This window comes from Streptosporangium sp. NPDC000396 (assembly GCF_042898655.1).
GTDB lineage: Bacteria > Actinomycetota > Actinomycetes > Streptosporangiales > Streptosporangiaceae > Streptosporangium.
In genome coordinates this window covers 20,052-35,022 of the sequence record NZ_JBIAZA010000021.1, presented here as the reverse complement: position 1 = coordinate 35,022, position 14,971 = coordinate 20,052, and the positions used below count along the sequence as shown (strand labels likewise).

Annotated in this window: 13 protein-coding genes; all 13 read right to left on the bottom strand. The window is 68.0% G+C overall.

The features are described 5' to 3' along the window. Window positions 1–7: 7 nt before the first annotated feature. Window positions 8–1,558 carry an NADH-quinone oxidoreductase subunit NuoN gene (nuoN, locus tag ACFY2X_RS30195; RefSeq protein WP_389944661.1) on the bottom strand — a complete coding sequence of 517 codons (1,551 nt, stop codon included), beginning with the start codon at window positions 1,556–1,558 and terminating at the stop codon, window positions 8–10. Beyond that, window positions 1,555–3,084 carry an NADH-quinone oxidoreductase subunit M gene (locus ACFY2X_RS30190; protein ID WP_389944658.1) on the bottom strand — a complete coding sequence of 510 codons (1,530 nt, stop codon included), beginning with the start codon at window positions 3,082–3,084 and terminating at the stop codon, window positions 1,555–1,557. Before ACFY2X_RS30190 ends, nuoN begins: the two co-directional genes overlap by 4 nt. After that, window positions 3,084–4,925, bottom strand: coding sequence for an NADH-quinone oxidoreductase subunit L (gene nuoL, locus ACFY2X_RS30185; RefSeq protein WP_389945051.1), 1,842 nt, complete (start codon window positions 4,923–4,925; stop codon window positions 3,084–3,086). The genes ACFY2X_RS30190 and nuoL overlap by 1 nt, the downstream gene beginning before the upstream one ends. Before the next feature lie 70 nt (window positions 4,926–4,995). Continuing rightward, window positions 4,996–5,292: an NADH-quinone oxidoreductase subunit NuoK gene (gene nuoK, locus ACFY2X_RS30180; RefSeq protein ID WP_389944655.1), complete on the bottom strand. Its 297-nt coding sequence runs from the start codon at window positions 5,290–5,292 to the stop codon at window positions 4,996–4,998. Beyond that, window positions 5,289–6,140, bottom strand: a complete 852-nt coding sequence (locus ACFY2X_RS30175) for an NADH-quinone oxidoreductase subunit J (RefSeq protein ID WP_389944652.1) — start codon at window positions 6,138–6,140, stop codon at window positions 5,289–5,291. Before ACFY2X_RS30175 ends, nuoK begins: the two co-directional genes overlap by 4 nt. After that, complete coding sequence (nuoI, locus tag ACFY2X_RS30170) at window positions 6,133–6,648, bottom strand: NADH-quinone oxidoreductase subunit NuoI (RefSeq protein WP_389944649.1); 516 nt, start codon at window positions 6,646–6,648, stop codon at window positions 6,133–6,135. The genes ACFY2X_RS30175 and nuoI overlap by 8 nt, the downstream gene beginning before the upstream one ends. Continuing rightward, window positions 6,635–7,984 (bottom strand): NADH-quinone oxidoreductase subunit NuoH, encoded by a 1,350-nt coding sequence (nuoH, locus tag ACFY2X_RS30165; protein WP_389944647.1) that lies wholly within the window; start codon window positions 7,982–7,984, stop codon window positions 6,635–6,637. Before nuoH ends, nuoI begins: the two co-directional genes overlap by 14 nt. A gap of 7 nt (window positions 7,985–7,991) precedes the next feature. Then, window positions 7,992–10,487 (bottom strand): NADH-quinone oxidoreductase subunit G, encoded by a 2,496-nt coding sequence (locus ACFY2X_RS30160; protein WP_389944644.1) that lies wholly within the window; start codon window positions 10,485–10,487, stop codon window positions 7,992–7,994. Next, complete coding sequence (gene nuoF, locus ACFY2X_RS30155; protein WP_389944641.1) at window positions 10,484–11,773, bottom strand: NADH-quinone oxidoreductase subunit NuoF; 1,290 nt, start codon at window positions 11,771–11,773, stop codon at window positions 10,484–10,486. The genes ACFY2X_RS30160 and nuoF overlap by 4 nt, the downstream gene beginning before the upstream one ends. Beyond that, on the bottom strand, window positions 11,770–12,426 hold the full coding sequence (nuoE, locus tag ACFY2X_RS30150; protein WP_389944638.1) for an NADH-quinone oxidoreductase subunit NuoE: 657 nt from the start codon (window positions 12,424–12,426) through the stop codon (window positions 11,770–11,772). The genes nuoF and nuoE overlap by 4 nt, the downstream gene beginning before the upstream one ends. Then, complete coding sequence (locus tag ACFY2X_RS30145) at window positions 12,423–13,748, bottom strand: NADH-quinone oxidoreductase subunit D (protein ID WP_389944636.1); 1,326 nt, start codon at window positions 13,746–13,748, stop codon at window positions 12,423–12,425. The genes nuoE and ACFY2X_RS30145 overlap by 4 nt, the downstream gene beginning before the upstream one ends. Beyond that, window positions 13,745–14,422 (bottom strand): NADH-quinone oxidoreductase subunit C, encoded by a 678-nt coding sequence (locus ACFY2X_RS30140; RefSeq protein WP_389944634.1) that lies wholly within the window; start codon window positions 14,420–14,422, stop codon window positions 13,745–13,747. Before ACFY2X_RS30140 ends, ACFY2X_RS30145 begins: the two co-directional genes overlap by 4 nt. Next, window positions 14,419–14,970: an NADH-quinone oxidoreductase subunit B family protein gene (locus ACFY2X_RS30135; protein ID WP_184755084.1), complete on the bottom strand. Its 552-nt coding sequence runs from the start codon at window positions 14,968–14,970 to the stop codon at window positions 14,419–14,421. Before ACFY2X_RS30135 ends, ACFY2X_RS30140 begins: the two co-directional genes overlap by 4 nt. Window position 14,971: the final 1 nt, after the last annotated feature.

Genomic DNA, 14,971 nt, shown 5'->3' with positions numbered 1-14,971 from the left:
TACTCCTCTAACGAATGAACAGCGCGGACGCAGCCTGGTCCGCAAGGTCGAGCACCGGCTGCGGGAAAATCCCCAGCACTACCGTAGCCGCTGCCGCCAGGGCGACCACAGCCGAGGTCCCCACCGTGGGCGCGGCGATGCTCGGCCCGTCGGCCGCGGGCTCGCTGAAGAACATCAGCACGATCACGCGGACGTAGAAGAACGCGGCGATCGCCGAGGTCACCACACCCACGACGACCAGCGGCAGTGCGCCGCCGGAGATCGCCGCCGCGAACACGGCGTACTTCCCGAAGAAACCACTCGTGAGCGGGATGCCCGCGAAGGCCAGCAGGAAGAAGGCGAAGATGCCCGCCAGGATCGGAGACCGCTTGCCCAGTCCGGCCCACCGGGACAGGTGCCCGGCCTCGCCGCCCGCGTCACGGACCATGGTGACCACCGCGAAGGCGCCGACCGTGGTGAAACCGTACGCGGCCAGGTAGAACAGGATGGCCGACAGGGCCTGCGTGTTCTGCGCGAAGGTGCCGACCGCGATCACGCCGGTGAGCAGAAAGCCCGCGTGCGCGACCGAGGAGTAGGCCAGCATGCGCTTGATGTCGGTCTGGGTGATGGCCAGGATCGCACCGACGATCATGGTCAGGATCGCGACACCCCACATGACCGGCTGCCAGTTCCACTCCAGACCGCCCAGGGCGACCCAGAAGACGCGCAGCACGGCGCCGAAGGCCGCCACCATCACGGTGGAGGCCATCAGGGCGGTGACCGCGGTGGGCGCGCCCTGGTAGACGTCGGGCTTCCACGCCTGGAAGGGCGCGGCACCGATCTTGAACAGCAGGCCGACAGCGAGCATCGCGGCGCCGACGAGCAGCAACGTCTCCTGACCGGCGACCGAGCTGAGGGCATCGCTGATGGCCTTCAGGTCGACCGAGCCGGCGTAGCCGTACACCAGGGCCATGCCGTACAGGAAGAAGGCCGAGGAGAAGGCACCGAGCAGGAAGTACTTGACCGAGGCCTCCTGCGAGAGCAGGCGACGACGACGGGCCAGGCCGCACAGCAGGTACAGCGGCAGGGACATGACCTCAAGGGCCACGAACATCATCAGCAGGTCGTTGGCCGCCGGGAAGAGCAGCATGCCGCCGACCGCGAAGAGCAGCAGCGGGTAGACCTCCGTCTGGACGAACCCGCTGCGGACCGCCTCCTCCTCGTCGGCGCTTCCCGGTACGGCCGCCGCCTGCGCGACGAACTGCTCGTCGTCGTTGATCAGCAGCGCGCTGATGAAGGCCAGGATGAGGATGATGCCCCAGATGAACAGGGAGGGCCCGTCGATCGCGACCGCGCCCATGGCGGCGGCCTTGTCCGGCAGGCCGTTCGCGGCCGTCACGATGGTGGTGACGAACGCGCCGAACAACGCGAGCAGCGTGAGCGGCACGTGGATCGACTTGCGTAGGTAGCGAGGCGCGAACGCCTCGACCAGCACACCGATGATCGCCGCGCCGAACACGATCAGCATCGGGGAGAGCAGCGCGTATTCGATCGTCGGAGCTTGGATGGTGCCGTTCACTGCCCGGCCCCCTTCTTCTCAGCGACGGTCGGGGTGAACTTGTCCACATGGACGCTCGACAGCGTCTTGTCCACCGCGGGGTTGATCACGTCGAGCACCGGCTTGGGGAAGAAGCCGAGGGCGATGATCACCGCGATCAGCGGGGCCACCACCAGCTTCTCCCGGATGTCAAGGTCGGTGAAGCCCTTGACCGAGTCGGCCGAAGGGCCGGTCATCATGCGCTGGTACATCCACAGGATGTAGATGGCCGCCAGGATCACGCCGGTCGCGGCGATGATCGCGGGAACCTTGTAGCGCTCGTAGGTGCCCATCAGGACCATGAACTCGCTGACGAACGACGACAGGCCCGGCAGCGAGAGGCCGGACAGACCGGCGATCAGGAAGGTGCCGGCCAGGACCGGTGCGACCTTCTGCACGCCGCCGTAGTCGGCGATCTGACTGGAACCCCGGCGGTAGATCAGGAATCCGGCGATCAGGAACAGCGCGCCGGTCGAGAAGCCGTGGTTGACCATGTAGAGCGTGGCGCCCGCACCGGCGTCGGCGGTCATCGCGAAGACGCCCAGCGCGATGAAGCCGAAGTGCGAGATCGAGGTGTAGGCGATCAGGCGCTTGATGTCGCTCTGGCCGATGGCCACGATCGCGCCGTAGATGATGCCGACGACCGCGAGAACGATCACCAGCGGGGTGAAGAACTTCGCCGCGTCCGGGAACAGCTCCAGGCAGAAGCGGAGCATGCCGTAGGTGCCGACCTTGTCCAGCACGCCGACCAGCAGCACGGCGGCGCCGGCCGGGGCCTGCGCGGCCGCGTCGGGCAGCCAGGTGTGGAACGGCCAGAGCGGCGCCTTGACCGCGAAGGCGATGAAGAAGCCGAGGAACAGCCACTTCTGCGTGTTCGGGTCCTGAATGACCCCGATCAGCTCGGGGAACATGAACGTGCTCTTGCCGGCGATCACGTAGAGCGCGATCACCGCGACCAGCATGAGCAGGCCGCCGAAGAGCGAGTAGAGCAGGAACTTCACGGCCGCGTAGGACCGCTGGGCGCCGCCGTACGACCCGATCATGAAGTACATCGGGATCAGCATGGCTTCGAAGAACACGTAGAAGAGGAAGATGTCGGTCGCCGCGAAGACGCCGATCATCATCGCTTCCAGCACCAGCAGCAGCGCGAAGTAGGTCTTCACCGACCGCTTGGGCGGGGCCGCGGCCCCGGTCCCGTCGGCGTCGTGCCAGGAGGCGAGGACCACGATCGGAACGAGCACCGCCGACAGCGCGATCAGCACCAGGGCGATGCCGTCCACGCCGAGGCCGTAGTGCACGCCGAAGCGGGGAATCCAGTTGTAGACCTCGGTGAGCTGGAAGCGCTCCGTCGAGGAAGGGTTGAACTGGGCCGCCACAACACCGGTCAGCACCAGCACGACCAGCGAGACCACCAGGGCCACTTGCTTGGCGAGCTTGTCACTCTTGGTGAGGGAGACCCCGACCGCGCCCAGCACGGGCACGGCCATCAGGATCGAGAGCCAGGGCATCACATGTTCCCTACGTAGAGCAGCGCGCCAACGACCACGGCGGCACCGAAGAGAATGGACAACGCGTAGGACCGTACGTAGCCGGTCTGGATGCGGCGCAACCGCCCGGATGTCCCGCCGATCGTCGCGGCCAGCCCGTTGACCAGGCCGTCGATGCCGCGGTTGTCAAAGAACACCGCGATCCGGGTCAGCCACTGGCCGGGGCGCATGAGCAGCGTCTCGTTCAGGGCGTCGCCGTAAAGGTCACGACGGGCGAAGGTGGTGAGGAACGAGCCGCGCGGGGCGAGCTTGGGCACCTCGGCGGCGCCGTACCGGAACCAGGCGAACGCGGCGCCGGCGGCGACCAGCGCGAGTGTGGCGAGGCCAGGGACGCTGGCGAAGTGGAACGTCGGCAGTTCCTCCGGAAGGCCGACGGCCGGGGCGATGAACTTCATGAACCGGTTGTCCAGGATCAGGAAGGCGCCGAGGAAGATCGAGCCGATCGACAGGATGATCAGCGGCCAGGTCATCACCGCGGGCGACTCGTGCGGGTGAGCGTCCTCGGCCCAGCGCTTCTTGCCGAAGAAGGTCATGAAGACCATCCGCGACATGTAGAAGCCGGTGATGCCGGCGCCCACGACCGCGAGCCAGCCCAGGACCGGGCTGTGCTCCATGGCCGTCTCGATGATGCCGTCCTTGGTGAAGTAACCGGACAGCAGCGGGAAGCCGATGATCGCCAGGTAACCGATGATGAAGGTGATCGCGGTGATCTTCATCACCGAGTACAGCGCGCCGTACCGGCGCATGTCGACCTCGTCGTTCATGCCGTGCATGACCGAGCCCGCGCCGAGGAACAGGTTGGCCTTGAAGAAGCCGTGCGTGATCAGGTGCGCGATGGCGAACGCGTAGCCCGCCGGGCCGAGGCCCGCGCCGAGCATCATGTAGCCGATCTGCGACATCGTCGAACCGGCCAGGCCCTTCTTGATGTCGTCCTTGGCACAACCGATGATCGCACCGGCGAGGAGCGTGGCCACGCCCACAACGGTGACGGCGATCTGCGCGGGCGAGCCCATGATGTAGAACGCGCCCGACCGGACGACCAGGTAGACACCGGCGGTGACCATGGTCGCGGCGTGGATGAGGGCCGAGACCGGGGTCGGGCCCTCCATCGCGTCCAGAAGCCACGACTGCAGCGGCAGCTGGGCCGACTTTCCGCAGGCGCCCAGGAGCAGCAGCAGGCCGATCGCGGTCACCGTGCCCTGGGAGGCCTGGCCGACCTTGCCGAAGACGTCGGCGAAGGCGAAGGAGCCGAACGTGGTCCAGATCGTGAACATCGCGATCAGCAGGCCGAAGTCACCGACGCGGTTGACGATGAAGGCCTTCTTGGCCGCGACCGCCGCGGAGGGCTTGAACTGCCAGAACCCGATCAGCAGGTAGGACGCCAGACCCACGCCCTCCCAGCCGATGAACAGGGCGACGTAGTTGTCGGCCAGCACCAGCAGGAGCATCGCCGAGACGAACAGGTTCAGGTAGGAGAAGAACCTGCGCCGCTCGGGGTCGTGCGACATGTAGCCGATCGAGTAGATGTGGATGAGCGAACCCACACCGGTGATCAGCAGGGCGAAGCTGATCGACAGCGGGTCGATCAGCAGCCCCATATTCGCGACGCCCGGGATGAACTCGTAGAGCGCGACGCCCATGCGGCGCTCCGCCTCGGGCAGGCCCAGCATCTCGGCGAAGGACGCGACGGCCACCACGAAGGCGCCCAGCGACATGGCGACGCCGAGGAAGTGGCCCCAGCGGTCGGTACGGCGGCCGCCCAGCAGCAGGATCGTGGCACCGAGCAGCGGCAGCGCGATCATCAGCCAGGAGACCCCGATCACTCCACCGGAGTGCGGGACGATCTCAACGGGAGATTGCACCTGCCACCTCTTAGTACTTCAGCAGGTTGGCGTCGTCTACCGACGCGGACCTGCGGGTCCGGAAGATCATCACGATGATGGCAAGGCCGACCACGACCTCGGCCGCGGCCACCACCATCACGAAGAACGCGATGAGTTGGCCGTCCAGGTTGCCGTGCTGCCTGGCGAAGGTGACGAACGCGAGGTTGCAGGCGTTGAGCATGAGCTCCACGCACATGAACACCACGATCGCGTTACGCCGCGTCAGCACGCCGACGCCACCGATCGCGAACAGCAGCGCGGAGAGCACCAGGTAGTGAGTGGTCACTTGCCGTCCTCCTGGTGAGTCGTTTCCTTCACGCCGCCGTCGGTGTCGACGGTGTCCTTCACGACGTCTTCGCCGTCGGCGTTCTTGCCGGCGCCGTCCTTCTCGATGACCTTCCTGATGAGGGCGGCCTTCGCGGGGTCGGTCGGCCTGACGCCGTTCTCCTCGTCGTGCCGGGCGAGCACCCGGTTGATCGACTTGGCAGAGAGCGAGCCGTCGGGCAGCAGGGCCGGCATGTCGATGGCGTTGTGCTGGGCGTAGGTGCCGGGGCCGGGAAGCGGCGACGGCTGCGGGCCGGTGAACCGGGCGCGGGCCAGGTCACGCTGGGTGGCCTTGGGCCGGATCCGCTCGCGGTGGGCCAGGACCATCGCGCCCAGCGCCGCGGTGATCAGCAGCGCCGAGGTGACCTCGAAGGCGAAGACGTGCCTGGTGAAGATCAGCTGAGCCAGGGCCGGGACGTTGCCGCCCGCCGGCTGGGTGGCGCGGTCGACGCCCACCGCCGTGCCGAACACCATGTTGCCGACCGCCAGGGCGAGCAGGGCGGCGAAGCCCACGCCCGCGATGGTCGCCCAGAAGCGCTGCCCCTTGATCGTCTCGACCAGCGAGTCCGACGAGTCCACGCCGACGAGCATCAGCACGAACAGGAAGAGCATCATGACCGCGCCGGTGTAGACGATGATCTGCACGGCGGCGAGGAAGGGGGCGCCCTGAACCGCGTAGAGCACCGCGAGGGACAGCATGACCATGCCCAGCATCAGGGCCGAGTAGACCGCTTTGCGGCTGAAGACGAGGCCGAGAGCCGCGGACACCGAGACGACCGCCAGCACCCAGAACGTGATGGTCTCACCCATTGTTGCGTCCCAGCCGGTAGTAGTCCTCTTCGGTCTCGCCCAGACGCATGGGGTGCGGCGGAAGCTCCATGCCGGGGCCGAGCGGTGCGAGCAGCATCTCCTTGGTGTAGATGAGGCTCTCACGGCTTGAGTCGGCGAGCTCGTACTCGTTGGTCATGGTCAGCGCGCGAGTCGGGCAAGCCTCGATGCACAGGCCGCACAGGATGCACCGCAGATAGTTGATCTGGTAGGTGCGCCCGTAGCGCTCGCCCGGCGAGTATCGCTCCTCGTCGGTGTTGTCCGCGCCCTCGACGAAGATCGCGTCGGCCGGACAGGCCCAGGCGCAGAGCTCACAGCCGACGCACTTCTCCAGGCCGTCGGGCCAGCGGTTGAGCTGGTGCCGGCCGTGGAAGCGCGGAGCCGTGGGCCGCTTCTCCTCGGGGTAGTTGACTGTCTCGACCTTCTTGAACATGGTGTGGAAGGTCACGCCGAACCCCTTGATGGGGTTCAGCCAATCAGTTGCTCCCACTGGGAACCTCCTTGCGCTCTACCCCGTGGTAGTGCGGCAGGTCGAGCGGCGGCACAGGGAAACCACCCGCGGACGGTTCGGCTTCGAGCTGCTCGAACTCCGCCTCGACCTGGGCGGCCTTGGCCTCCTTGCGCCTCTGCAGGACGGTGTCGAAGCGCCAGTAGACCCCGAGGCAGCCGACCAGCACGATCGAGGCCAGGATCATCACGACCGACCTGTTGACACCCTCGATCTGGAAGGCCCTGACGGTGGCGACCAGCAGGATCCAGCCGAGGTTGATCGGGATGAGGACCTTCCAGCCGAGAGCCATGAGCTGGTCGTAGCGGACTCGCGGCAGCGAGGCGCGGCACCAGATGAAGAAGGCGAAGACCAGCACCATCTTCAGGAAGAACCACAGCAGCGGCCACCAGCCGGTGTTCGCCCCGTCCCACAGGGAGATCGGGAACGGAGCCCGCCAGCCGCCCATGAACAGGGTGATCGACACGGCGGACACCACGAAGACGTTGACGTACTCGGCGAGCATGATGACGGCGAACTTCAGCGAGTTGGAGTACTCGGTCTGGAAGCCGCCGACCAGCTCGCCCTCACCCTCGGGCAGGTCGAAGGGGACCCGGTTGGTCTCGCCCAGCATCGTGACGATGTAGATCAGGAAGGACGGGATCAGCAGGATCATGTACCACGAGGGCAGCGGGACGGTGAGGCCGCCCAGCGTGAACGACCCGCCGGACGCCTGCGCGCTGACGATCTCCGAGGTGGACAGCGTCCCGGCGAACAGGAACACGCCCACGAACGACAGACCCATCGCGATCTCGTAGGAGACCACCTGGGCGCTGGCCCGCAGACCGCCCAGCACCGCGTACGGCGAGCGCGATCCCCAACCGGCGAGCACGATGCCGTACACGCCGATCGAGGCCATCGCCAGCACCAGCAGCACCGCGACCGGCAGGTCGGTGAGCTGCAGCGGCGTCTCGACGCCGAACATCGACACCATCGGGCCCATGGGGATGACCGAGAAGGCCATGAAGGCCGGGACCGAGAGGACGACCGGGGCGATGAAGTAGATCACCTTGTCCACGGTCCGGGGCATCAGGTCTTCCTTGAGACCCATCTTCAGACCGTCGGCCACCGACTGGAGCAGACCGAACTTGCCGGCCCGGTTGGGGCCGTACCGGTTCTGCATGCGGGAGATCAGCTTGCGCTCGAACCACACGCCGAAGAGCACGCCCAGCATCAGGACGATGAAGATGACGACGGCCTTGATGATGCTGATCCAGAGCGGGTCCTTGCCGAAGTCGGCGAGGGTCGGATCGGCCGCTAGAAGAGTCCGCGCATTCATTAGTCGCTCACCGCTCCTCATTCGCTTCGCGGGCGGCTCGTGCCTCGCCGACCACTCCGCTCATTGCGTCGGGTTCGCTTCCGAAGGCATTCCCGATCTTGACGATGTCACCGGCCGTGGCGCGCAGGTCGCGGGTCACCGAACGGCCTGCCGAGTTCGACGGCAGCCACACCACCCTGTCGGGCATCTCGGCGATCCGCACCGGCAGGCTCAGCGAGCCGCCCGCGGTGGTGACGGTGATCTTGTCGCCGTCGGCGACGCCGGACTCGGCCGCGGTTGCCGCCGACACCAGCGCCTCACCCGTGCGGGCGGTGCCCGCCAGGTACGGCTCTCCGGCCTGCAAGCGGCCGTCGTCGAGCAGCAGGTGCCAGGTGGCGAGGATCGCCTCTCCCGCCTGCGGGGCGGCGGCGGCCCGGCCGCTCACGCTCGGGGCGTCGGCCCGGGTGCCGCGCCACGCGCCGATCGAGCCGAGCTCGCGGCGGGCGGCGGCGGCGTCCGGCAGGCCGAGGTGCACGTCCATGTAGTCGGCGATCGCGGTGACGGCCCGCAGGTCGCTCATGACTCCGGGGACCCGGAGCGCCTCCTCGAAGGTACGGCCGCGTCCCTCCCAGTTGACGAACGTGCCGGACTTCTCGGCCGCCGCGGCGACCGGCAGCACCACGTCGGCGCGGTCGGTGACCGCGCTGACGCGCTGCTCCAAGCTCACGATGAACGGCGTGTTCTCCAGGGCCGCCAGGGCGGCCTCGGGGTCGGCCAGGTCGTAGGGGTCGACACCGGCGACGACGAGCGCGTCGAGCTCCCCGTCCAGCGCCGCCGCCAGGATGGCGGAGGTGTCACGGCCCGGGGCCGCGGGAAGGGAGGCGACGTTCCACGCCCGGGCCACTTCGGCGCGGGCGGTCTCGTCCTCGACCGGGCGGCCGATGGGCAGCAGGTTCGGCAGCGCTCCGGCCTCGATCGCACCGCGCTCACCGGCGCGGCGCGGGATCCAGGCCAGGCGGGCGCCGCTCGCGGCGGCCAGCCGCACGAGCGCGGAGAGCGCGCCCGGCACGGTGGCGAGCCGCTCACCGGCGAGGATGACCGCACCCGGCTGCCTGATCGCCTCGGCGGCCGGCGAGTCGCCGGAGACGAGCTCTCCGAGCATCTCGGCCTCGGCGCCGGGCAGCGTCTCCACCAGCGTGCCGCTCATCTTGGCCAGCCCCTCGCTGGCGACCGGCGCGATCGAGAAGACCTTCAGGCCCTTCTTCCGCCACGCCTTGCGCAGGCGCAGGAAGACGATCGGCGACTCCTCCTCGGGCTCGAAGCCGGCCAGCAGCACGGCCGGAGCCTTCTCCAGGTCGGAGTAGCGGATCTCGATGCCCTTGCCCGCGACGGTGTGCGCGAGGAACTGCGCCTCCTCCGCGGAGTGGGGCCTGGCACGGAAGTCGATGTCGTTGGTGCCGAGCGCGATCCGGGCGAACTTGGCGTAGCCGTAGGCCTCCTCGACGGTGACGCGGCCACCGACGAGCACGCCCGCACGTCCGCGGGCGGCCGACAGGCCCTTGGCCGCGGCGGCGAGCGCCTCGGGCCAGGAGACCGGGATCAGGTGGCCCTCCTCGTCACGGACGAGGGGGGTCTTCAGCCGGTCGGGCTGGGTCGTGTAGGTGAAGGCCCAGCGACCCTTGTCGCAGTTCCACTCCTCGTTGACCTCCGGGTCGTCCCCGGCCAGGCGGCGGGTGACCTTGCCGCGGCGGTGGTCGGTGCGCAGCGAGCAGCCGCTGGCGCAGTGCTCACACGCGGTGGGCGTGGAGACCAGGTCGAACGGTCGGGCCTGGAACCGGTAGGCGGCGCCGGTCAGCGCACCCACCGGGCAGATCTGGACGGTGTTGCCCGAGAAGTAGGACTCGAACGGCTCGCCGTCGGCGGTGCCGACCTGCTCCTTGGCCCCGCGCTCGAAGAAGTCGATGAGCGGGTCACCGGCGATCTCATCGGAGAAGCGGATGCAGCGGGCGCACTGGACGCAGCGCTCGCGGTCGAGCAGCACCTCGCTGGAGAGCGCGACCGGCTTCTCGAAGGTGCGCTTCTTCTCCTGGAAACGGCTCTCGCCCTGGCCGTTGGACATGGCCTGGTTCTGCAGCGGGCACTCGCCGCCCTTGTCGCAGACCGGGCAGTCGAGCGGGTGGTTCAGGAGCAGCAGCTCCATGACACCGCGCTGGGCCTTCTCGGCGACCGGGGAGGTGAGCTGGGTCTGCACGACCATGCCCGGGGCGACCTCGATGGCGCAGGAGGGTTGCGGCTTCGGGAAACCGCGGCCGTTGCCCGCGTCCGGAATGTCCACCAGGCACTGGCGGCAGTTGGCTGCCGGGTCCAGCAGCGGGTGGTCACAGAACCGGGGGATCTGGATGCCCAGCAGCTCGGCCGCGCGGATGATCAACGTCCCCTTGGGAACGCTCACCTCGAAGCCGTCGATCGTCAGGGTCACCAGTTCTACCGGCGTCTGGGCCGGGGTGGTCGCTTCGACTGTCATGCGGTCCCCCACACCGTGGACGGAGCGTGATCGAACGGGCAGCCGCCGATCTCGAAGTGCTTGAGATACTCGTCGCGGAAGTACTTCACCGACGAGTGGATGGGGCTGGTGGCGCCGTCACCCAGGGCGCAGAAGGAGCGACCCAGGATGTTGTCGGCGATGTCGGTGATCGTGGTCAGGTCCTTCTCGGTGCCCTGACCCTTCTCCAGCCGCTTGAGAACCTGCTTGAGCCAGTAGGTGCCCTCCCGACAGGGGGTGCACTTGCCACAGGACTCGTGCGCGTAGAACTCGGTCCACCGCAGTACGGCGCGCACCACGCAGGTGGTCTCGTCGAAGATCTGCAGGGCCCGGGTGCCGAGCATCGACCCCTTGGCCCCGACCGACTCGAAGTCGAGCGGGACGTCCAGGTGCTCGTCGGTGAAGATCGGGGTGCTCGACCCGCCGGGGGTCCAGAACTTGAGCCGGTGACCCGCGCGGATCCCGCCCGCCATGTCGAGCAGCTCGCGCAGCGTGATGCCGAGCGGGGCCTCGTACTGGCCGGGGCGGGTGACGTGGCCGCTCAGCGAGAAGATGCCGAAGCCCTTGGACTTCTCGGTGCCCATTCCCGCGAACCAGTCGGCCCCGTTGGCGATGATTGAGGGAACACTGGCCACGGATTCAACGTTGTTCACAACAGTCGGCGAGGCGTAGAGGCCCGCCACGGCCGGGAAGGGGGGCTTGAGCCGAGGTTGACCGCGATAGCCCTCCAGCGAGTCCAGCAGCGCCGTCTCCTCGCCGCAGATGTAGGCGCCCGCTCCGCTGTGGACGACGAGCTCCAGGTCGAAACCGGAGCCGAAGATGTCCTTGCCGAGCAGGCCCTTGGCGTAGGCCTCGGCCACGGCCGCCTGCAGGCGGCGGATGACGTGCAGCACCTCGCCGCGCACGTAGATGAAGGCGTGGTTGGCGCGGATCGCGTAGGACGTGATGATGATGCCCTCGACCAGCGAGTGCGGGTTGGCCATCATCAGCGGGATGTCCTTGCACGTGCCCGGCTCGGACTCGTCGGCGTTGACCACCAGATAGTGGGGCTTGCCGTCACCCTGGGGGATGAAGCCCCACTTCATGCCGGTGGGGAAGCCCGCGCCGCCACGGCCGCGAAGGCCGGAGTCCTTGACCGCCTGGATGACGGCGTCGGGGTCCATGCCCAGCGCCTTCTTGGCCGCCGCGTAGTCGCCGTACCCCTCCAGGGTGAACGAGTTCGGCTGGTCCCAGTTGGCGGTCAGGACCGGAGTGAGGGTTGTGCTCATGCCTCAGGGGCCTTCCATCCGTTGGCCTTGGCGACCTTCAGACCCTCCAGCGAGGCGCCGGCGGCCGAGGGGCCGTCCGCGGCCAGGTCGTCGGGCAGGCCGGACAGCACCCGCGAGGCCTCCTTGAAGGTGCAGAGCTTCTTCGGGCCGCGGGTGGGCGAGACATCCTTGCCGTCCCGCAGGTCGTCGACGAGCTGCTTGGCCGAGGCGGGGGTCTGGTTGTCGAAGAACTCCCAGTTCACCATCATCACCGGGGCGAAGTCACAGGCGGCGTTGCACTCCAGCCGCTCCAGCGAGACCTTCCCGTCCGGGGTCGCCTCGTCGTGGCCGACGCCGACGTGCTCGGAGAGCTCGTCCCAGATCTGGTCGCCGCCCATGACCGCGCACAGCGTGTTGATGCACACGCCGACGTGATAGTCGCCCATCGGCTTGCGCTTGTACATCGTGTAGAACGTGGACACGCCCACGACCTCGGCCTTGCTCAGGCCGAGCATCTCGGCGCAGAACTCGTGGCCGTCGTCGGAGACGTAGCCGTCCTCCGACTGCACCAGGTGCAGCAGGGGAAGCAGGGCCGACCTCGGCTTGGGGTAGCGGCCGATGATTTCCTTGGCGTCTCGTTCCAGACGCTCGCGGACTTCCGGTGTATACGTCACCGGTCCACACCTCCCATGACCGGGTCGATCGAAGCCACTGCCGAGATGACGTCAGCGACCATGCCGCCCTCACACGTGGCGGGTACGGCCTGCAGGTTCGTGAAGGACGGGTCGCGGAAGTGTACGCGGTAGGGCCGAGTGCCGCCGTCGCTGACCACGTGGGCGCCGAGCTCGCCGCGGGGCGACTCGACCGAGGCGTAGGCCTGCCCGGCCGGAACCCGGAAGCCCTCGGTCACCAGCTTGAAGTGGTGGATCAGCGCCTCCATCGAGCCGCTCATGATGTGCGCGATGTGGTCGGGCGAGTTGCCGAGGCCGTCGGGGCCGAGGGCGAGCTGCGCGGGCCAGCCGATCTTCTTGTCGTCCACCATCACGCGGCCGCCCTTGAGCGGGCCGGACAGACGGTCGAGAGCCTGCTCGATGATCTTGAGCGACTCTTCCATCTCGGCCATGCGCACGAGGTAACGGCCGTAGACGTCGGCGGTCTTCTCGGTCGGGACGTCGAACTCGTAGGTCTCATAGCCGCAGTAGGGCTGCGACTTGCGCAGGTCCCACGGCAGGCCCGCGGCCCGCAGCATCGGGCCGGTGATCCCCAGGGCCATGCAGCCGGTGAGGTCGAGGTAGGCGACGTCCTTGGTGCGGGCCAGGTAGACCGGGTTGGCGTCGAGCATCTTGCGGATGTCGTTGATGCGCCCCGGCATGACCTTGAGCAGCTCGCCGACCTTGTCCACGGCACCGGCCGGAAGGTCGACCGAGACGCCGCCGGGCCGGATGTAGGCCATGTTCATCCGCAGGCCGGTGATGTACTCCATCACGTCGAGCACCATCTCGCGCTCACGGGACCCGAAGAGGAACGGGGTGGTCGCGCCCAGCTCCATTCCGAAGGTGCCGATGGCCACCATGTGCGAGGAGATGCGGGTGAGCTCCATCATCATCACGCGGATGGCCTGAGCCCGCTCGGGGATCCGGTCGGTGATGCCGAGCAGCTTCTCGACGCCCAGGCAGTAGGCGGTCTCGTTGAAGATCGGCGAGAGGTAGTCCATGCGAGTGACGAACGTGGTCCCCTGGGTCCACGTCCGGAACTCCATGTTCTTCTCGATACCGGTGTGCAGGTAGCCGATGACCGTGCGGGCCTCGGTGACCGTCTCGCCGTCCAGGTTCAGGATCAGGCGGAGCACGCCGTGCGTGGACGGGTGCTGCGGGCCCATGTTGACGACGAGCTGCTCGTCCTGCTGGCCTGTGAGGGTCTCGACCAGTTCCGTCCAGTCGTTGCCGGAGACGGTGTAGATCTTGCCCTCGGTGGCCTCGTCGTAGGAAGCGCTCACGAGTAGGACCTCCTCTGGTCCGGCGCGGGAATCTCGGCGCCGCGGTACTCGACCGGGATACCGCCGAGCGGGTAGTCCTTGCGCTGGGGGTGTCCGTCCCAGTCGTCAGGCATCATGATGCGGGTCAGCCCCGGGTGGCCGTCGAAGATGATCCCGAAGAAGTCCCAGGTTTCCCGCTCGTGCCAGTCATGAGTCGGGTAGACCGAAACGGTGGAGGGGATGTGCGGGTCCGTGTCGGGGCAGGACACCTCAAGCCGCAGGCGCCGGTTGTGCGTGATCGAGCACAGGTGGATCACCGCGTGCAGTTCCTCACCGTGCAGGTGGGGATAGTGCACGCCGGAGACGCCGAGCGAGAGCTCGAAACGCAGGGCGGGGTCGTCCCGCAGGGTCCTGGCGACCTCGACCAGGCGCTCGCGCTTCACGTGGAAGGTCAGCTCGCCGCGGTCCACGACCACGCGCTCGATCGCGTCGCCCAGGTCACCGCCCAGGGCGCGCTCCAGCTCGTCGGCGACGGTGTCGAAGTAACCGCCGTAGGGGCGAGCGGTGGGCAGCTCGGGCTTGCGCCGTACGACCAGGCGGCCGTAGCCGGAGGTGTCACCGGAGTCCGAGGCTCCGAACATGCCCCGGCGGGCGATCGGCTCCTCCTGGACCTCGGGGAGGTTGTCGCTGCTCATTTGGCGGTTCCCTGGTCGATCAGCGGCAGCGTCCGCAGCGCCTGCAGTTCGAGCTCGTCGATCTGCTTGGCGCGATGCGCGCCGAACTTCATGTTCTGGATCTTGTCGTGCAGTTTCACGATCGCGTCGATGAGCATCTCGGGGCGCGGGGGGCAGCCGGGCAGGTAGATGTCGACCGGAACGACGTGGTCCACGCCCTGCACGATGGCGTAGTTGTTGAACATGCCACCGCTGGAGGCGCAGACGCCCATGGCGATGACCCACTTGGGCTCGGCCATCTGGTCGTAGATCTGGCGCAGGACCGGGGCCATCTTCTGGGACAGCCGGCCCGCCACGATCATCAGGTCGGCCTGGCGCGGAGACGCCGAAGCGCGCTCCATGCCGAAGCGCGCCAGGTCGTGCTTGGGACCGCCGGTGGACATCAGCTCGATGGCGCAGCAGGCGAGACCGAAGGTCGCCGGCCAGACGGAGTTCTTACGCGCCCAGCCGGCCACCTGCTCGACCGTGCTGAGCATGAACCCGCTCGGAAGTTTCTCTTCAAGACCCATA